A 17632-nucleotide genomic window follows, 5' to 3' on the forward strand; every position below is an offset into this window, starting at 1 on the left:
CTGTGTTGATAACGCAGAGGTCCCAGGTTCGAGTCCTGGATGGCCCATGACAAGAAGAGGACTTCCTCTTCTTTTTTTGTGCGATAATATTGGTATGACAAGTTCTGATAATCAAAATTTAAAGCCCTTTGACCTCGATGATTTAACAAAAGACCAGGCTACTGTCTTTACTGAGCTGGAGCAATCCGTCGTAAAAGCGCTAAACCAAGTCGATGGAAAGTATATTGGCGTGGTTGAAGGTGCAGCGGGCACTGGGAAAAGTGTTTTACTAACCAAGCTTTTTAAAGAGATTAAGGCAGACTATAAAGACTCGAATAGTCCTTATTTTAATTTGAAAACAGCTTTTACTGTTAACCACCCTGAACTTTTGAAGGTTTATCAGGAGATGAGTGACCAGTATTCCTTCATTCATAAAAAAGACTACCTCAGGCCAACTTCTTTAATTAACCGAGCACGGCAAAATGATGAAAAATATGACTTGGTTATTGTTGATGAGGGGCACTTGCTCTTAAGTAAGAAGGAGCCATATATTAAATTCAACCAGAATAACCAGCTTGAAGAGATTATCAAATTAGCGAAGGTCGTGATAGTGGTCTTTGACTTTCAGCAGGTTATTCAAAGTAAGATGTTTTGGTCAAACGACTTACTGAATTCATTAATTGAACCTTATTCCCATCAAGTTTTTAACCTGGACTTTCAGTACCGGATGACGGCTAATCAATCGGTTTTGGATTGGGTAGAGAATTTTTCTAAGGGGGTGTTAAAGCCTTTACCAGCTTACCCAGAAAACTACGATTTACGAATTTTTGATTTGGCAATTGACCTTTTTGATGAAATTAAAAAACGTAACCAAGAAAGCGGTATGGCCCGAGTGGTGGCAACGACGGGCTTTCAACGGCGACCAGATGGGGCCCACCATGTTGTCTTGGATGGCTTTGATTTGCCATGGGATGAATTGGATAGTCAAGTTAAAACTTGGCCGAATCGGCCGGAGTCAATCAACCAGGTTGGTTCAATTTACACTGTCCAAGGTTTCGACCTGAACTATGTCGGTTTACTTTTGAGCCCGGCCTTTGAATATGATGAGGCTAAAGACCGAATTAGAATTAACCCAGACAAAGTAACTCACCGGGAAATTTACAAAAAGAGTCCACATCTAAATAATCAAGAAGCAATTAACCAGGCCAAGACTGATTTTATGATGAATGCCTTAAATATTTTGGCCAAACGAGGCCGTCATGGTCTGTACATTAAGGCCGCTGATTTAGCTTTTAATCAGCGGTTATTAGAATTACAGCAATAAAAAAAAAGTCCGAGGCTAATCGGACTAGGAGAATCAATCAAAGGACCATTCGTCAAAGTTTTGAACGGTATGGCTTGGTTGGTTCTTTTCTTTTGCAATTAATTCGGGCGTTGAAACGCCGGTGTATACAAGCAACGTTGATAGGCCATTTTGAATACCAGCTAAAATATCAGTGTTGTAGTTGTCACCAACCATAATTGGGTTTTCGGGGTTGCCAAGCTTAGCTAAAGCGCCTTCCATGATTGGTGCTTCCGGTTTAGCAATAATAGTGGGTGTTACGCCTGTAGCGGTAGTCAGTGCAGCTACTAAAGAGCCGGCTCCGGGGAGCATACCGTTTTCACTTGGTAAGTTGGTATCAGCATTAGTGGCAATGAACTTGGCCCCGCGTTGAATAGCAAAGGTGGCTTCTTGAAGTTTCTCATAGGTAAAGTGCCGGTCTAAGCCCATCACGACAACATCGGCTTGGTCGCCAGCGACTAAGTCAATCTCATTTGCTAGCAAAGCATCTTTTAACCCGGCTTCGCCAATTAAGTAGACCTTTTGCTTTCCTTCTCCACCGTCGAGATTTTTGACGTAATCAGCCGTGGCCATGGCCGAAGTATAAACCTGGTCAATAGTTGTGGGAATCTGATGGTTTTTCGTTAAGTTATCCGCAACGTCGACCGCTTTTTTAGTTGAATTGTTGGTGACAAATAAATAAGGAATTTTTGCCTGGTTTAGCCGCTCAATAAAGCGCTTGGCAGCGGGAATTTGGTTAGCACCATGGTAAATGGTTCCGTCTAAGTCGATTAAGTAAGCATCATATTTGGGCATTTTGGTTATCCTTTTATATCTCTTAGTTCCTTTATTGTCCCGTATTTTGCTTGAATTAGCAAGAAACCGACATATGTCTGATTATTTTCAGATGAAACAAAAATTTCAGTGAAAAGCCCAGTAATAAAGGGTATAATGGCAGTACTATGGAAAAAGTGTTGCACAATTTGCCAGGTAAAATGAAGTTCTGGTTCCACCAAAGTTTAAAGGCTGTTCAGACCCGCCGTGGTTTTTATGGTTGGGCTGTTTTTTTGTTTACGGTTAAAACCATTATTGCCTATGGCGTCGACTTTCACTGGATGCACGCTGGGTCGCCCTTTGAATTTTTGTTGATGCTGGTAAACCCAATTGGTTTTACCATGCTGCTTTTTGCGATTCCGTTGCTTTTCAAGAGTCGACAGCTTTTTTATGGTGGCATAATTGTTATTGATAGCTTATTAACGACTTTGCTGTACTTGAACATCGTTTACTTCCGTGAATTTAGTGACTTCATGAGTGTCAACGTGATGCTGACCTACTCATCGGTTAACCAAGGAAGTAAGGCTTCCGGGGCGATTTCATTTGGCTATCACGATTTCATCTTTTGGCTTGATATTGTGATTCTGATTTTTCTTTTGATTTTTAGAAAGATCAAGCAAGATAAGAATGCGATGAAGCGGACCAAGGCCTTAATTCTAATGGCCTTTAGCTTTTTCTTTATCATGGCAAATTTGACTTTGGCAGATATCGACCGGCCCCAATTGCTGACCCGGCAGTTTGACCGGGAGTACTTGGTTAAGTACTTAGGCTTAGGGCCCTTTACCATTTTGGATGCCTATAATACGTATAATACGAGCCAGGTCCGTAAGAGTGCCAAGCCAGAAGAAGTCAATGCGATTAAAAAGTATGTGCAAGAGCACTACGCCGGCATGAATCCAACCTATGCTGGTCAGGCGGACGGAAAAAATGTGATTGTTATTCACTTGGAGTCCTTCCAGCAGTTTGTAATTGATAAAAAGATTAACGGTCAAGAGATCACGCCGTTCTTGAACTCTTTGTACCACAGCAAGGATTCGCTTTCATTTGATAACTTCTTTAATGAGGTTGGTCAGGGAAAGACTTCCGATGCTGAAAATATGCTAGAGACCTCAACCTTTGGTTTGCCACAGGGGTCTTTGTTCTCAAAGCTTGGTTCTGACCAAACTTTCCAGGCTATGCCAGCGATTTTAAGTGAACGAGCTGGTTATACCTCAGCGGTCTTCCACGGAAATAATGGCTCATTTTGGAACCGGACTAATGTTTATAAGAATATGGGTTACCAGTACTGGTTCTCAGGCGAGTACTTTAATGTGACGGGTAAACGGTCGACTGCCTGGGGTCTAAAGGATAAACTTTTGTTTAAGGATTCCATCCAATACCTTGAACAGTTGCAAGAGCCGTTTTACGTGAAGTACCTAACGGTTACCAACCACATCCCGTATGAATTAGATAAAGAAGACCAGGATCCAAACTTCCAGACCACTGATTCTGGTTCAAAGTATGTTGATAACTACTTTATTACCAACCACTATTTGGACCAGGCTATCAAGGAATTCTTTACTTATTTGAAGAAATCTGGCTTGTACAATAATACGATGGTGGTCTTGTACGGTGACCACTATGGCTTGAATAACTCAGATAATAAGTACTTGGCCCCAATCTTAGGAAAGTCTGCTAGCCAGTGGACGGACTTGGATAACGAAAACTTGCAACGAACGCCGCTGATTATCCATATGCCTGGATTAAAGGGTGGGGGCATCAAGCATACCTATGGTGGAGAAATTGATGTGATGCCAACGATTGAGCACCTTCTTGGCATTTCAAGTAAGCAATATATCCAGTTCGGTCAAGACTTGCTATCGAAAAACCGCAGCCAATTGGTTGTGATGCGCAACAAGGACTGGATTACCCCTAAGTATGCCTCAATTTCAGGGACAGTTTGGAATACTCAGACTGGTCAGGCCATCAAAAATCCGACTGAATCTCAACAGAAACTCTTTGACAAGTACCAGGCTGAAGCCAATGAAAAGTTGGCCATGTCTGATTCTTTGAACCAAAAGAACTTACTCCGGTTCTACCACCCTGATAGTTTTCGGGCAGTTGACGCCGCTTCTTATGACTATTCGAAGAACGCGGCCTTGGCCCGGTTAAAGAAGGGTGAGCGGAAGGCTAACAGCACAGCTTTGATTACGAAGAATGGTGGTCAGTCAACGGTTAGCGAATACGTTACTAACGCACCAGAAGATAATAGTAAGACGACTTCAACTACACGGATTATGCCGCGTGGACAAGACGATTCGTCTGGTGATGATTAAAAAAGATTAAGTCAGGAAATTTTCCTGGCTTTTTCTATAGGAAAATAGATGTACCAAAAAGAAATCACAATTGAACCCGGATTTTCCGGGTTAACAGTTAAAGAATACCTGACTGCCATTTATTTGCCAAAGCACTTGCGAGGGTACCTTCGCCAAGAACGGTTAATTAAAGTCAATGGCCAGCAGGTATCGGTTGCAACTGTTTTAAACCAAGGGGACTTTTTGACTTTGTCGTTTGCTGACCAAGCCTTTGGACCAGGCCAGGGCCCTTATCCAGCCAATAATAATCAAACTGTCAGTGTGGTCTATGAAGATGAGGACTTAGTAGTTGTCGACAAACCAGCCGGAATGAAAATGCACCCGCACTCGCCGACAGAAACGGATACAGTTTTAAATTATTTGGCTGCTTATTTGAGAGAAAGTCAGTCAATTTCAGCAGGACAACCTGCCAAACCTTATATGGTCCATCGCTTGGACAGGGGGACGTCTGGCTTGGTGATTATCGCAAAAAATCCAGTGGTGGTCCCGATTTTAAACCGGTTAATCAAAGAAAAAATTATCAAACGTGAATATACTGCTTTAGTTACTGGGAAGTTTGAAAACCAACAGAACCAGTTTAACCAACAAATTGGAGCTCATCCACAAGACAAACGGTTACGCTGGGTTGACCCAGAGGGCCAGTCTGCTAAGACCCTTTACCAAGTCGTAGACTACCAATCAAAATCCGATACTACTCGGGTGTTGTTACAACTTTTCACGGGGAGGATGCACCAACTTCGGGTTCACTTAGCAGCTAGCGGCCATCCGATTGTTGGTGACGAGTGGTATTTCGGTCGTCCAGCGGACCGATTGGCCTTGCATTCAACCAAGTTAAGGTTAATCGTGCCCTTTACCAAGAAGGAAGTAAATTTAAATTATTTAGTACCATTTTAAAGATAATTCAAAAAAGATGAACAATTTTCTATGTCGACTGGAAAATAACCACAAAAAGATAACAAATACGATAAGAAAGTCGATAAAAAGTCTAAATTGCATCAAAATTTTAATGAAGGAGATAGTAAAAAGATATACTTTGCTAACCGAACGTGTCATAATAATGGTGCATTTGTTAACAATAATTATAATAGTATCGGTTGAAAGGCTTTTTTGGTGATGAGATTTAGAAGACCCGAATATTTTAACAGTCGGGAAATTAGCTGGTTGGATTTTAATTTTCGGATTTTGGATGAAGCGCTTAATAAGGCGAATCCACTGTTAGAACGGTTACGTTTTTTGGGTATCACGCAAAGTAACATTGATGAGTTTTTCAATGTTCGAGTTGGTTCACTGCATAATAAGATTCAAAATGGTGAACACGCAGATAGTGCTGGTCGTCTACCGGCCCAACAGCTAGCTGTAGTGTTGAACCGTGTTGGTTATTTTTTTGACCAGCGCGGGCATGTCTATCGTCGTCACATTATGCCTCATCTGCGTCGGCAAAAAATTAATCTCAAAAAATGGCGGCAACTCAGTCTTAGTCAAAAAAGGACTTTGGATAAGGTTTTTGAAAAGGATATTTTCCCAATTATTACGCCGATTATTGTTGATTCAGCCAAGCCACTTCCATTTCTTAAAAATGGTACTTTAAACCTTGCTGTTCAGCTGAAAGCTGACAAGCGTGGGGGTCAACAGACCTTTGCTATTATTCCTATTCCGACTAGTTTGTCACGGGTGATGCAACTTGAGAAAGGTAAGAATGACTTTACCTTACTAGAAGATGTCTTGCTGCACCATTTGAACCACTGGTTTTCAAAGCGGAATGTCGAGGCGACAGCTGTCTTTAAACTAGCACGGAACCGAGATGTTGATGTCAATGAAAACACCGATGATATTAAAGCAGCTGTAAAAGAAACCTTAAGAAAGCGGGATGTAGGGGCCGTTTTAGGGATTGAAATCTCTGCTCGTGCAGGCAAAGCAATGATTGCTTGGTTGAGTGAATCGTACCATGTGACGACGGATTCAATTTTTTCAACAACTGCTCCAGTTGATTTAACTTTCGTTAACAAGCTTATCAAGCAAGTAGAGGGTCGCAAAAACTTATTGTTTAAACCCTTTAAGGCATATGACCCAGCCGTTTTGCAAGAGGGATCAATTTATGATTTGATTTTGCAAAATGATATACTAGTACAGCACCCCTATGACTCGTTTAACCCTGTAATTCGCTTTGTTCAGGAAGCTGCGACTGACCCGCAAGTCTTATCGATTAAGATGACCTTATACCGGGTATCGAAAAATTCACCGATTATTAAGGCCTTAAGCCAGGCTGCTCAAAATGGTAAGTCCGTGACGGTGATGATTGAATTAAAAGCCCGCGGCGATGAAGCCAATAACTTGCATTGGGTAAAGGTCTTGGAAACAGCAGGATGTCGGGTTGTTTATGGCATTAAGGACCTGAAGGTCCACTCTAAATTGGCTTTAGTTGACCGTCGAGAGGGTGTCGGTGTTAAGCGTTATGTTCACCTGGCGACGGGAAATTATAATGATAAGACAGCACGTTTATACACGGACATGGGCTTGTTCACAGCGAACCCGGCCATTGGAAATGATGCTGCTAAGATTTTTGATATGTTCACAGGCCCATTAAGAATGCCAAAGTTGAACAAATTGGTGGTTTCACCAAACAACATCCGAGACTTTTTGCTTCATAAAATGGACCAGGAAATTGCGAATGCTAAAAGCGGTAAGCCTGCCGGCATCTTTTTGAAAATGAATTCTTTGTCGGATAACCATGTGATTGAAAAGATTTATGAAGCTAGTCAGGCTGGTGTTCAAGTGCATATTTTGGTCCGAGGAATTTGTGATTTACGGGTTGGCGTTCCTGGTATTAGTGATAACGTCACAGTTCACTCAGTTGTCGGTCGCTTACTGGCTCACAGCCGAATTTATATCTTTGCCAATGGTGGCGGTCAGCCTGATGTTTATATGTCTAGCGCTGATTTGATGGACCGGAACTTGAGTCGCCGGGTTGAAATTCTTTTCCCAGTGGAAGATTCAGCACTAAACGAATCAGTACGGCAAATTATGCACCTGCTTTGGCGTGATAACGTGCAAACTCGGTACCTGGACAATACGGATACTTGGAAGCATATTAAACACCGAGGGGTGAAAGGGTTTAATGCCCAACAATACCTGATTGACCATAACAAAGAAATTACTGATCGGCGGTTAGCCGCCTCGGGTTTTTTAGTACCGGCCCGGTCACGGGAAAAGGTGGCACCGTTATTTAAGGAAAGTCTTTGAGTAGCATCTAGTTAGTCACAATTAAGTAAGTATCAATTGGCGCCTCGTTGCTTCGAGCTTTTCAGCACCGACCCTGCCATAGGAGAGAGCTATACTCATTGAGTACGGGAGGTTTTACTATGGAAAATTTTGTCATTATTGATTTGGGATCGAATTCTGCTCGTTTGGAAGTCAACCAAATTAACGATGATGGTTCTTACGAACCAATCATGGATGGGAAGGAGCCAGTTCGCTTGTCCGAAAATATGGCGCCTGATAATATTTTAAAACGCCCAGCAATTGACCGAACAATTGCTGCGTTGAAAAGTTTTAAAGAACGTTTTCAGGACTTGCCAAATTTGCGTGTGCGTGCGATTGCGACTGCGGCTACCCGAAATGCTGTTAATCAAGCCGAGTTCTTACAAGAGGTCCGAGAAGAAACCGGAATTGATTTGCAGGTGATTTCAGGAACTCAGGAAGCTCATTACGATTACTTGGGCGTGATTAATTCGCTACAAATCGTTAATGGTATTATCATGGATACTGGTGGCGGTAGTATTGAAATAGTTTTGGTGCAAAATAAAGAGCAGGTTAATTCGATTAGTATTCCCTTTGGTGCTGTGACGCTTTCGGAAACTTTCCTGGATGAAGACGAACCAAGTGCCAGTGAGTTGTTCCAGCTCTTTGATTATTTGCATACGACTTATAATGATATCTGGTGGCTAGAACGTGGTATGAACCTACCGATTATTGCATTGGGTGGGTCAAACCGGACCTTAGGACGGATCAAGCGCCGTAACAGTTCTGACCGCAGGACCTGGGAAGATATCCATGGTTTCCATATGTCAGCTGAGGAAGTCAAAAGCATCTTCGTTAATATTTTAAATACTAGTCTGGAAGGTCGCCGTGAAATTCCTGGTTTGGCCAAAGAACGAGCTGATATCATTGTTGGTGGTTTATCACCAGCAATGACGCTTTTACGCCGGTTAAATTCAGACCGGGTTATTTTTTCAAAGCGGGGCGTTCGCTTTGGTATTTTGCATGAACGGATTTTTGAAATTCGTGATGAAAACGATAAGACTCTGGGTAAAGATAAAAAGTCTAAGAAAAAAGAGAAGTAAAAAAAGCAGCCATCAGTTGATGGCTGCTTTTAATTTGTTCGCTATTAGTTTTTCTTAGAGAAGTACTTAACTGTCCAACCAGCCAAGGCCCCTGCAAGGATTTCAACGATTAAGAAATACCAGAGGTGGATCGTGTTACCAAAACCAGAGCAGATGGCTGGGGCCAAAACCCGGGCAGGGTTCACCAAACCACCGGTGATTGGGTAAGTTACAAAGGTAATTACAGTGAAAGTAGCACCGGTAATTACAGCACTTTGCTTGGCATACTTCTTCAAGGCTAAGATAGTAAAGAAGGCCAAAACGTAGGTGAAGAAAAGCTCGATCAACAAAGCGGCGCCAAAGGCGATTGATGAGGCCGATGGTTCCACGGAAGCAAAGAGCTGGCTGGCTTTGACAGTCGTGCTCGTTGCTGTTGAGGTTGAAGTTGAGGTTGCTTGGTTGTTGATGACTGGCAACAAGGTAATGGCAGCGATACCCAAACCAACAACAGCGCCAACTAGTTGCGCAAGGACGTAATAGCCAAAGTCCTTCCAAGAAATATCCTTATCGATGGCTGCTGCCAATGAAACGGCCGGGTTAAAGTGACCGCCATGGGCAAATGAACCAAAGACCATCATCAAGATGGCAAGTGACAAACCAAAGATAGCGCTGGCGTCGAAAAGACGACCAGTTTGGAAGGTAGTGACGTACAACATTGCTGTTGTGGTAAAAATTACCAACAGCATCGTTCCTAAGAATTCTGCAAAGTACTTGCGCATAAAAAAAGCTCCTTTTATTTCTGCTAAAAACCATTATACAGTTTCAGCTTAAAAGGTGCTTTAAAAATAAGATTTTTAATTGTTTTTCGTCAAATTACTTATGCAAAGTCATGGCGTTTCCGGCCACGATAACTGTTGAAAGGGACATGACAATCGCACCAACCATTGGGTTTAACATGATGCCGATAAAGGCGAAGAGTCCAGCAGCGGTTGGGATAGCGAGGATGTTGTAACCAGCACCCCACCAGAGGTTTTGTAATTCCTTACTGTTGGCGTTGTGCGCCAAGTTAATCAAGTCAATAATCTTAGGTAATGACTTTGAAATCAAAACGGCATCGGCAGAGGCTTGCGCAACGTCGGTTCCAGCGCCAATTGCAACTGATAAGTCTGCTTGAGCTAAGGCAGGGGAATCGTTGATACCATCACCAATCATCATGGTCTTACCTTTCTTTTGGTATTCCTTGACCAAGTCAATCTTGTCTTGTGGTGAAACTTCAGCCTGAACGACTTCGATACCAAGTTCTTCAGCGACCTTGTTAGCCGTCTTTTTGGCATCACCGGTTACCAAAACAGGGGTGATGTGGTGAACCTTCAATTGTGAAACGAAGTCCTTGGCAGAGTCCTTGATGGTGTCACCAAGTGAAACAGCCGCCAAGACCCCTTTGCCATCAGTCAAATATGAAACGGAACCATCCGCATCAAGTGGGGTAAAGTTAATTTTTTGCTCAGTCAAGTAGCGGGCAGAAACTACGAAGTACTTCTGGCCATCGACTTGCCCTGACAAACCAGACCCGGCGATGTTTTGAACGTCGCTTGCCTGTTTCTCGGCTAAGCCTTTGTTCTTGGCTTCTTCAACAATTGCCTTAGCCAAAGGGTGGGAAGACTGTGATTCAAGGGCGGCCATAATCGCTAACCCATCATTTTCTTCGACCTTGTAGGCTTCAAATTGTTGGACTTGGAAGTGACCGTTGGTCAATGTTCCAGTCTTATCCATCAAGGCGTAGTCTAAGTGCTTGGCCTGCAAAACGGCCCCGTGTTTCTTGATTAAGATACCGTCCTTGGCAGCAATCGCCTTAGTCCGTTGGATAACCAATGGAATGGCCAAGCCTAATGCGTGAGGACAGGCGATAATCAAAGTGGTAACGGCGACGTTAAAGGCCGTAGTAGGACCAGAAACAAAGGTCCAAATGACCAGTGCCAAAATGGCGGCAGTCAAACCAACCCAGAAGAGCCAGCCGGCAACTTTGTTAGCCAACGATTCAGCCTTTGAAGAACTAGCCTCTGATTCCATCAAAGATTGCTTTAAGTGACCAATAAAGGAATCGTCACCAACGGCTGCAACTTTGACAACCAAAGTACCATCGCCGTTAATTGTTCCACCGATAACATCGGCTTTTTCACCCTTTTTAACAGGCTTTGATTCACCGGTCATTAAGGATTCGTCAACTTGAGAAGAACCGCTGATAACGGTTCCGTCGGCGGGGAAAGATTCACCGGCCAACACCTGCACTTCAGCACCTGCTTGCAAGGAAGCAACGGGCATGTCCATGTAGGAATCGCCGTGCTTAACATGGGCAGTCTGTGGCGTTAACTTTGAAAGCTCAGAAGTGGCATTGCCGGCTTTCATGGTTGCTTGCATTTCAATTAAGTGACCAAGCAACATAATGACAATCAATGTGGCAAATTCAAAGAAGTAATCGGTCGCATTAACGTGGAAGAAAGTTTTAGCAATGAAGGCGTAAATCGATACCCAGTAGGTGACGATTAGTCCCATTGAAATTAAGGACATCATGGCTGGCTTCTTAGAAGAAAGTTCGCCCTTAGCACTAGAGAAGAAGGGCTTGGTTCCAACGACGTACATCGCAGTGGCCAAAATAACTGTCAACCAGTTCGAACCAGGGAAGACGAGGGTAAATGGTAGGTCCATGCCCATAAATGGCGCAACAAAGACCAATGGGACTAAGAGAATTAGGGACCACCAGAACCGCTTTTTCATGTCACCGTGGTCCATATGCATGTGCATACCGCCCATTCCAGACATGTCATGACCCATGTGCATGTGGTCCATGCCAGCCATGTTGCCCATATCATGACCAGACATATCCATATGACTCATATCATGGTGACTGTGGTCCATCTTCATCTGATCGTGTCCTTGGTGGTCAGACATATCCATGTTGTGGTGGTCATGGGTCATGTGCATGTGTTCATGGTCCGTGTTATGGCTGTCATGGTTGTGGCCGTTGTGGTCACATTTGCCGTCTTTGCAGCAAGCGTGGGCATCACTGTCTTTTGTGTGACTCATACTCATCTGACCATGATCCATGTTTTTCATATCATGGCCCATGTCCATATGACTATGGTCCATCTTTGACATGTCGTGGTCGGCGTGGTTATGGCCTTGGTGGTCATGGTGGTCACACTTGCCATCTTTACAACAGTCGTGTTTCTCCTCATTTCCATCATGGTTCATCTTCATCTGACTGTGGTCCATTTTGCCCATGTGATCCATGTCGTGGTGACTGTGATCCATGTGCATTTTTTCATGGTCCATCTTACCCATATCGTGGTCATGGTGGCCCATCTCTGACATATCATGGTCCATGTGCATGTGGTCGTGTCCCATTTCATGCCCATGGTTCATCTGATTTTTCTTATCGAAATCGTCTGCCATAGCGCCTCTTCCTTTCTTAAAACTAAATTATTTGCTTACTGGTCTAATTTATATCAAATTGTGTGAAGATGCAAGAGGAATAAGAATTATTTTAAGTTAAATTGGTTTGTCAAGTCTAAAATAAAACAATATAAATACTTATAAATAGGCATTTAGAAGTAAAATAATTACTTTATAAAATAAAGTGAAAAAAGATACAATTATAGTTTTTAATAGCAGGATTTAAAATATAAATGAAATTGGTATAGTTTTATTTATATTGTTTTCTGATAACGAAGATGTAAAAACGGTTAAGAAGGCGTCTTAAATAATGAAAAACGCTTGCTTTTTGGTAAACATTTTTGTAAATTTATAGACGGCCTTAAAAGCGAAAACCGTTGTCCTAAACCGAATAAGGCGGGTTTTGATCCGTTAGGGCTGAAATTTAATTTACATATTTAATAGAGGATTTAATAATGGCAAGTCAAACAGTGGTTGGTCAAGAAAAGCTAGACCAAAGAAAACATGAATTGCTGAACTTAGTAATTGCAACGGCGGTCTTAGCGGTTGTGATTGGGTTGATGGCAGTCTTATTATCGCTGTTCTTGGATGTGGTTGAACATTATTTCTTGAACTTCCACGAAAACTTTCATAACTATAGCCCCAACCACTCCGGTGCTAGCCGCCGTTTCTGGTCAGTTACGGTTGGTGGGATGATTGCCGCTATCGTGTGGTGGGCAATCCGGAATAACGGTCGGGGAAAGATTGTTGGCATTAACGGCGCCTTAAAGGGGCAGCAGATGCCAGTTTTCAAAACGATTATGAATGTTTTGGCTCAAATCTTTTACGTTGGGACTGGTGGGTCAGTTGGCCGTGAGTTGGCTCCTCGTCAAGGCGGGGTAATGCTAGCTCAAACTTACCAACGCTGGACGAAGAAGTTTGGCTGGCACGTCTTGGATGAAGAAGACCAGAAGCTGCTCTTAGCTGCGGCAGCCGGTGCCGGTTTTGCTGGCGTTTATATCGCCCCAATTACCGGGATGCTTTTTGCAGTCGAACTCTTATATAAGAAGGTCTCGGTCAAAGTTGTCGCGGTTTCCCTATCGATGTCTGCGATCGCCGCCTTGCTGGGAACTCTTGCCAAGGGCTTTGACCCATATTATGGTCTGCTAAAGACCGAACACTTTTCAATTTGGCTGGTGGTTGCAGCAGCAATCATCGGCCCAGTCGCTGGAATCTTTGGTGCTTTGGCAAAACAAGGCTTTGCTTGGGCACAAAGCCACCAAGCACCTGGTAAGTTGGTCTTGGTAACGATGCCGTTGGCCGGAATTTTGACAGGAGCCATCGCCTACTTCCTTCCTTATATTACGGGAAATGGTCGGGCAACTGCTCAGCTGGCCTTTTTGCAGACCAACCAAAAGTTGCTGGGGCTCTTATTGGTCCTTGGTATCTTAAAGTTTATTGTCACCTTCTTAACGTTGTACGCCGGTGGAACCGGTGGTGTTTTGACCCCGGCAATTGCGCTGGGATCAGTCCTTGGCTTGTTAAGCGTCTTGGTCTTCCACCCCTTCATGCCAACAATTGCACCTTGGGAATTTGCCTTAATTGGTGCGGTTGCACTACTAGCAGCATCGCAACAGGCCCCATTAATGGCGATGTTTATGATTTTTGAAATTGCTCATTTGGATTATTCGGCCCTGGTTATCTTCGCAGTTGCAGTCTCGTTATCATCTTCAACCGCTAAGCTTTACTTGAATTGGCGAGCAAATAAATAAGGAAAAACCAGGTTGGTTCTATACCAACCTGGTTTTTTAATTGCTTAAAATTTGTTTTCTGCGAAGATGAATAATAATCCAAGTTAGTAGAGCATAAATCAGGCAGTACAGACTAACTACTTGATAGTTAAGGCTGCCAGTCCACAGCAGGTTTTGGATTTGCCAAAAAGGGGTCAGTCGGCTGAAAAAAGTCAGCCAGCTTGGATAGGAAGAAATGGGAATAATGGCTGCTGAAATAATGGGCATTGTTCCTACCAACAAGTTCGAACTAAAGAACGGATTATAAGTATTCAAAGAGCAAATAACTACAGCTGTCCCTAACAAGAAGGTAAAGATAGTGAGTAGGACAAAAATAATGATCAAGTTACTGATTGATAAAATGATTGGTAGTCCAAAAATACTATAAAGAACAGCTAAAATGATGCCTTGGCTGATGGCGGTTAAAAGGGCAATGAAGTAAGCGTTGATTGTAAATATTAGTAGTGAACGGCAATGAATAAAAATTATTTTTAATAATTGATTATTTTGGGCTACTACAAAAATTTGCGTATATAGGCTGATCACTTGGTTTACGATGGTTAAAGTGATGACGGCCGTTAATAGGACACTTCTGTTGTTCGAAGGGCTAATCAGATAATAGAATAAAACAGCAAAAAATGGTTCAGCCAAAAAAGTAACAAGGATTGTCTGCCAGTTACTAAAAGTTGGCAAACTTTTGACTAAAGCTCTAATAACCATTCAAACCACCTCCAAGTCACCGCTAACGCGAACGCGAAATAGAACTTTCTTTAAGACTAATCCGGCCAAAAGTAGCCAGACAGCCAATACAACAATCCAAATCACCGCAGATTGTAAGCTGAATTTTTCCTGGTTGATTAATATGTGAACGGGCCAAGCTATGGGCAAAAGGTTGCTTAATAAAACTGAAGGGTTTTGGAAGGTATTGGTAGAGCCGAGTAGACCAGAAAATAAAAGTACGGGTGTCACAAATAGCCCCTCGTAGACAAAGGCGTTTTTCGTTAATAAAAATAACTCGGCGACTAAGTAGGTGATTGGTAGTGTACCCAACCAAAAGAAAATAATGCCAATCAGCTTAGCTAACTGAATGGTCGGAAAAACTCCTAAGTTCAATAGGGAGCTAGCTAAATAAGCAAGTGGAAAGGCAATCAATCCAAAGGTGCTGGCCGAAGAAATCAATGCGACAAGGTTACTTACGACGGCGTTTCCCCCGTTTACAAGGTAAACTAGGACGCCTTGGTTTCGTTGAAAATGCAAAATACCAGCTGAAGTAATGGCACTACTCCACATGCCAAATAAGCCGGCGGTAATTACATCGGTTTCGTTAAGCATAGTGCTGCTTGAATAAGCACTGATAAATCTCAATATTACAATGCTGAGAGTGCTCATTAAAACTAACCAGCAAAAATAGGAATTGTTCGCATACTGGCGGATATGAAATTGGTACATTGTTAGAAAACGGATGATCATTTACCTCCTATTTGGGCTAAAAAGCCAAGGTAGGATTCTTCAAGGGTTGCTGGACGATTAATTTTTTGAACGTCGGATTTGGCAATCAGTTCCTTCGCAGTACCGGCAAAACGAATTTCACCATTATAGAGTAAATTGATTTTGTCAGCTAGTTCGCTGACTTCGTTTAGTATGTGACTGGTTAAGATGATTGCTGTGCCGGTATTGGCGATGGATTGAATTGTTTGACGAATGGAATGAGATATTTCAGTATCGACTCCGTTCGTAGGTTCGTCAAGAAGTAAAATTGGTTTTTGTTGTAGTAAACCACGAGCAATTTGTAGTCGTTGCAACATTCCCATTGATAATTGGAAAATTTTCTTGTTTTCATCTGCCACTAAGTTGACTTGCCTTAGAGCGACTTTAACACGGTCGGGGATTTCTCTTTTAGGGCACCCTAATAATGTCGCAAAAAAGAAGAGGTTATCTTTGACGGTGGCACTGCGATAGAAACCACTTTCTCCACTAAAAACAGTTGCCACTTTGTTATTTAATTGCCCAAGTTGATTGGTTTGGTCAATATCGTTTATTATTATTTTTCCTGCATCACTCGTTAAAAATCCTGCCAGCATTTTTAGCAGGGTGGTTTTTCCTGCACCGTTTGGTCCAATAAAAGCTAAGATTTCACCCTTATTGAGTTCAAAGGAGACTTGTTGAACGGTGGGTCTACCATGGTAGCTTTTGCTTAGCTGATGAGTGAATAAAATTGGGGATTGTTTTTTCATATATAAAGCTCTCTTTGATTGTTTTGTAGCTTCTCCGCTAAAGTAGTAGCTTTATTTTGTAAGCCTAATTTATCGTATGAGGCCAATAAAACCTTATAGACCTCAGCCATGGCACTAACGTTTCCGATTCTTCTATAAAGTTTTAATGCTTGTTCGGCATTTTGAATTGCTGATTGATAATCATTTGCCTTGTAATCAATAACGGAAAGGATACCGTAGGCTTCAGACGTATATAAAGAGTGGGCTTTATTAAGGCGCTTTAAACTAAGGCGTAGAATTTCTTGACTTCGTTTTATTCTTTTTTCGTGCATGTAAAGTTGGGCTCGATTGATAGCGATTTGTCCTAAGTAGCGAAGGACCATATCTCGTTTTCTGGGGTTCGTTTCTGAAGATAATGCGGCAGTTAAGATGCTATCAGCGTCTATCATAATGAGTTCTAACGTAGGTGTGGGACCATTCTGTTTAACAAGATGTAGGCCATACAAATTATTAAGCAGTCCAATGATGATCCAAAATTCATCTGAGTGATTCATATTGTATTTAGACAAAATAGCTTCGACTTGCGAATTAAACGCCGATAAGTCGTGACTTCTTTTTAATTCACTGACGGCTAATCGATGATGAAGCACAAGTCGATCTTTTAGGCTGAGAGTTTTAATTTTTTCTGCAGTCAAAAATATTTGACGGAATCTAGTATCGCTTTGACTTGCAAGCACAGTGCCAGAATAAAGCAGTAGTCTATAATCGTCTGATTCTAATATTTCTAAGAATCTGGTTAAAACAACTTGATAAACGACATCGTATCTACCGGTTAGTAAAATAGAAATATCAAGCCAATGTTTTAATTTTGATATTTCGACACTATTGATTTCGGCAATCATGCTTTTCGAATCTGGTAATGTTGTGTCGAATTCTTTACTGATGTATTCAGCATACATTTGGGCATCTTTTAACATTCTGACGCCCAAATCACTTAAGTAATAAGGAACTGCAAGGTCTCGATCATCATCTAGATTGGTAATGTTATTTAGCAGCTTACGAGCTAATTTTAGCCTAGCAAAAAAGGCCGGAAACTTCTTTAAATGCAAAGTATCTGCCCTTTCGTACTGGCCAATGTATTCACGGAAATTCATTGGCACCTCCAATAGCTTGTCATTAGTGATTCCATCCGCCCATCATCATGCCAATCATAGTTATTGAGTCGTTAGTTAACTGATTGTTAGCATTCTCGATTAGACGACGTGTACTTACTGCTTTTGCATCTTTTTTCATAATTGATTCTCCTTTTTTTATTTGAAAAGCTTTTCTGGTGCCAATATAAAACTGTTTTTTAAAAATGTCAATAAATGTTTTATTATTTTATAAATAA

Annotated in this window: 13 protein-coding genes; 6 read left to right on the forward strand and 7 right to left on the reverse strand. The window is 42.1% G+C overall.

All coding sequences use genetic code 11. The features are described 5' to 3' along the window. Positions 1-94: 94 nt before the first annotated feature. Positions 95-1303, forward strand: a complete 1209-nt coding sequence (locus tag AC5162_RS03090) for a DUF2075 domain-containing protein (RefSeq protein ID WP_496533784.1) — start codon at positions 95-97, stop codon at positions 1301-1303. Positions 1304-1336: 33 nt separating this feature from the next. Here AC5162_RS03090 and AC5162_RS03095 read toward each other — a convergent pair whose 3' ends face one another. Then, a complete protein-coding gene (locus AC5162_RS03095; protein WP_496533785.1) occupies positions 1337-2116 on the reverse strand; it encodes a TIGR01457 family HAD-type hydrolase in 780 nt (259 codons plus the stop codon). Positions 2117-2262: 146 nt separating this feature from the next. On the opposite strand from AC5162_RS03095, the gene AC5162_RS03100 reads away from it, so the two are divergent. The 4 genes from AC5162_RS03100 to AC5162_RS03115 all read left to right on the forward strand — a co-directional run bounded on the left by AC5162_RS03100 (position 2263) and on the right by AC5162_RS03115 (position 8828). Then, complete coding sequence (locus AC5162_RS03100; protein WP_496533786.1) at positions 2263-4449, forward strand: LTA synthase family protein; 2187 nt, start codon at positions 2263-2265, stop codon at positions 4447-4449. A 48-nt stretch (positions 4450-4497) separates the two neighbouring features. Next, entirely contained in the window at positions 4498-5382 is an 885-nt protein-coding gene (locus AC5162_RS03105; RefSeq protein ID WP_496533787.1) for an RluA family pseudouridine synthase, read from the forward strand. 267 nt (positions 5383-5649) lie between these two features. After that, on the forward strand, positions 5650-7728 hold the full coding sequence (gene ppk1 / locus AC5162_RS03110; protein ID WP_496533788.1) for a polyphosphate kinase 1: 2079 nt from the start codon (positions 5650-5652) through the stop codon (positions 7726-7728). 119 nt (positions 7729-7847) lie between these two features. Beyond that, the gene (locus AC5162_RS03115) at positions 7848-8828 is read left to right on the forward strand and encodes a Ppx/GppA phosphatase family protein (protein ID WP_496533789.1); all 981 of its coding nucleotides are present in this window, start codon (positions 7848-7850) and stop codon (positions 8826-8828) included. Positions 8829-8872: 44 nt separating this feature from the next. On the opposite strand, the gene AC5162_RS03120 is transcribed toward AC5162_RS03115, so the two are convergent. Together AC5162_RS03120 and AC5162_RS03125 are read right to left on the reverse strand one after the other, a co-directional pair. After that, positions 8873-9586, reverse strand: coding sequence for an MIP/aquaporin family protein (locus AC5162_RS03120; protein ID WP_496533790.1), 714 nt, complete (start codon positions 9584-9586; stop codon positions 8873-8875). 94 nt (positions 9587-9680) lie between these two features. Next, positions 9681-11789 (reverse strand): copper-translocating P-type ATPase, encoded by a 2109-nt coding sequence (locus AC5162_RS03125; RefSeq protein WP_496533893.1) that lies wholly within the window; start codon positions 11787-11789, stop codon positions 9681-9683. A gap of 926 nt (positions 11790-12715) precedes the next feature. Here AC5162_RS03125 and AC5162_RS03130 point away from each other — a divergent pair. After that, on the forward strand, positions 12716-14011 hold the full coding sequence (locus AC5162_RS03130) for a chloride channel protein (RefSeq protein WP_496533791.1): 1296 nt from the start codon (positions 12716-12718) through the stop codon (positions 14009-14011). Between the two features lie 36 nt (positions 14012-14047). On the opposite strand, the gene AC5162_RS03135 is transcribed toward AC5162_RS03130, so the two are convergent. Genes AC5162_RS03135 through AC5162_RS03150 form a run of 4 tightly spaced genes read right to left on the reverse strand, consistent with a single transcriptional unit; the run spans position 14048 to position 17396 of the window. Then, positions 14048-14749 (reverse strand): hypothetical protein, encoded by a 702-nt coding sequence (locus AC5162_RS03135; RefSeq protein ID WP_496533792.1) that lies wholly within the window; start codon positions 14747-14749, stop codon positions 14048-14050. Beyond that, positions 14750-15499 (reverse strand): hypothetical protein, encoded by a 750-nt coding sequence (locus AC5162_RS03140; RefSeq protein WP_496533793.1) that lies wholly within the window; start codon positions 15497-15499, stop codon positions 14750-14752. Then, entirely contained in the window at positions 15496-16263 is a 768-nt protein-coding gene (locus AC5162_RS03145; protein WP_496533794.1) for an ABC transporter ATP-binding protein, read from the reverse strand. Before AC5162_RS03145 ends, AC5162_RS03140 begins: the two co-directional genes overlap by 4 nt. Beyond that, positions 16260-17396: a tetratricopeptide repeat protein gene (locus tag AC5162_RS03150; protein WP_496533795.1), complete on the reverse strand. Its 1137-nt coding sequence runs from the start codon at positions 17394-17396 to the stop codon at positions 16260-16262. Before AC5162_RS03150 ends, AC5162_RS03145 begins: the two co-directional genes overlap by 4 nt. Positions 17397-17632 lie beyond the last annotated feature (236 nt).

Source organism: Fructobacillus sp. ChS1-6f1-1-27 (assembly GCF_059579415.1).

Excerpts from the sequence above, each read along its gene's own strand:
- AC5162_RS03140 (WP_496533793.1), bottom strand. The coding sequence starts at position 15,499 with ATGATCATCCGTTTTCTAACAATGTACCAATTTCATATCCGCCAGTAT.
- AC5162_RS03105 (WP_496533787.1), top strand. The coding sequence starts at position 4,498 with ATGTACCAAAAAGAAATCACAATTGAACCCGGATTTTCCGGGTTAACA.
- AC5162_RS03135 (WP_496533792.1), bottom strand. The coding sequence starts at position 14,749 with ATGGTTATTAGAGCTTTAGTCAAAAGTTTGCCAACTTTTAGTAACTGG.
- AC5162_RS03125 (WP_496533893.1), bottom strand. The coding sequence starts at position 11,789 with ATGCACATGACCCATGACCACCACAACATGGATATGTCTGACCACCAA.
- AC5162_RS03090 (WP_496533784.1), top strand. The coding sequence starts at position 95 with ATGACAAGTTCTGATAATCAAAATTTAAAGCCCTTTGACCTCGATGAT.
- AC5162_RS03100 (WP_496533786.1), top strand. The coding sequence starts at position 2,263 with ATGGAAAAAGTGTTGCACAATTTGCCAGGTAAAATGAAGTTCTGGTTC.
- AC5162_RS03150 (WP_496533795.1), bottom strand. The coding sequence starts at position 17,396 with ATGAATTTCCGTGAATACATTGGCCAGTACGAAAGGGCAGATACTTTG.
- AC5162_RS03120 (WP_496533790.1), bottom strand. The coding sequence starts at position 9,586 with ATGCGCAAGTACTTTGCAGAATTCTTAGGAACGATGCTGTTGGTAATT.
- AC5162_RS03130 (WP_496533791.1), top strand. The coding sequence starts at position 12,716 with ATGGCAAGTCAAACAGTGGTTGGTCAAGAAAAGCTAGACCAAAGAAAA.
- AC5162_RS03115 (WP_496533789.1), top strand. The coding sequence starts at position 7,848 with ATGGAAAATTTTGTCATTATTGATTTGGGATCGAATTCTGCTCGTTTG.
- AC5162_RS03145 (WP_496533794.1), bottom strand. The coding sequence starts at position 16,263 with ATGAAAAAACAATCCCCAATTTTATTCACTCATCAGCTAAGCAAAAGC.
- AC5162_RS03095 (WP_496533785.1), bottom strand. The coding sequence starts at position 2,116 with ATGCCCAAATATGATGCTTACTTAATCGACTTAGACGGAACCATTTAC.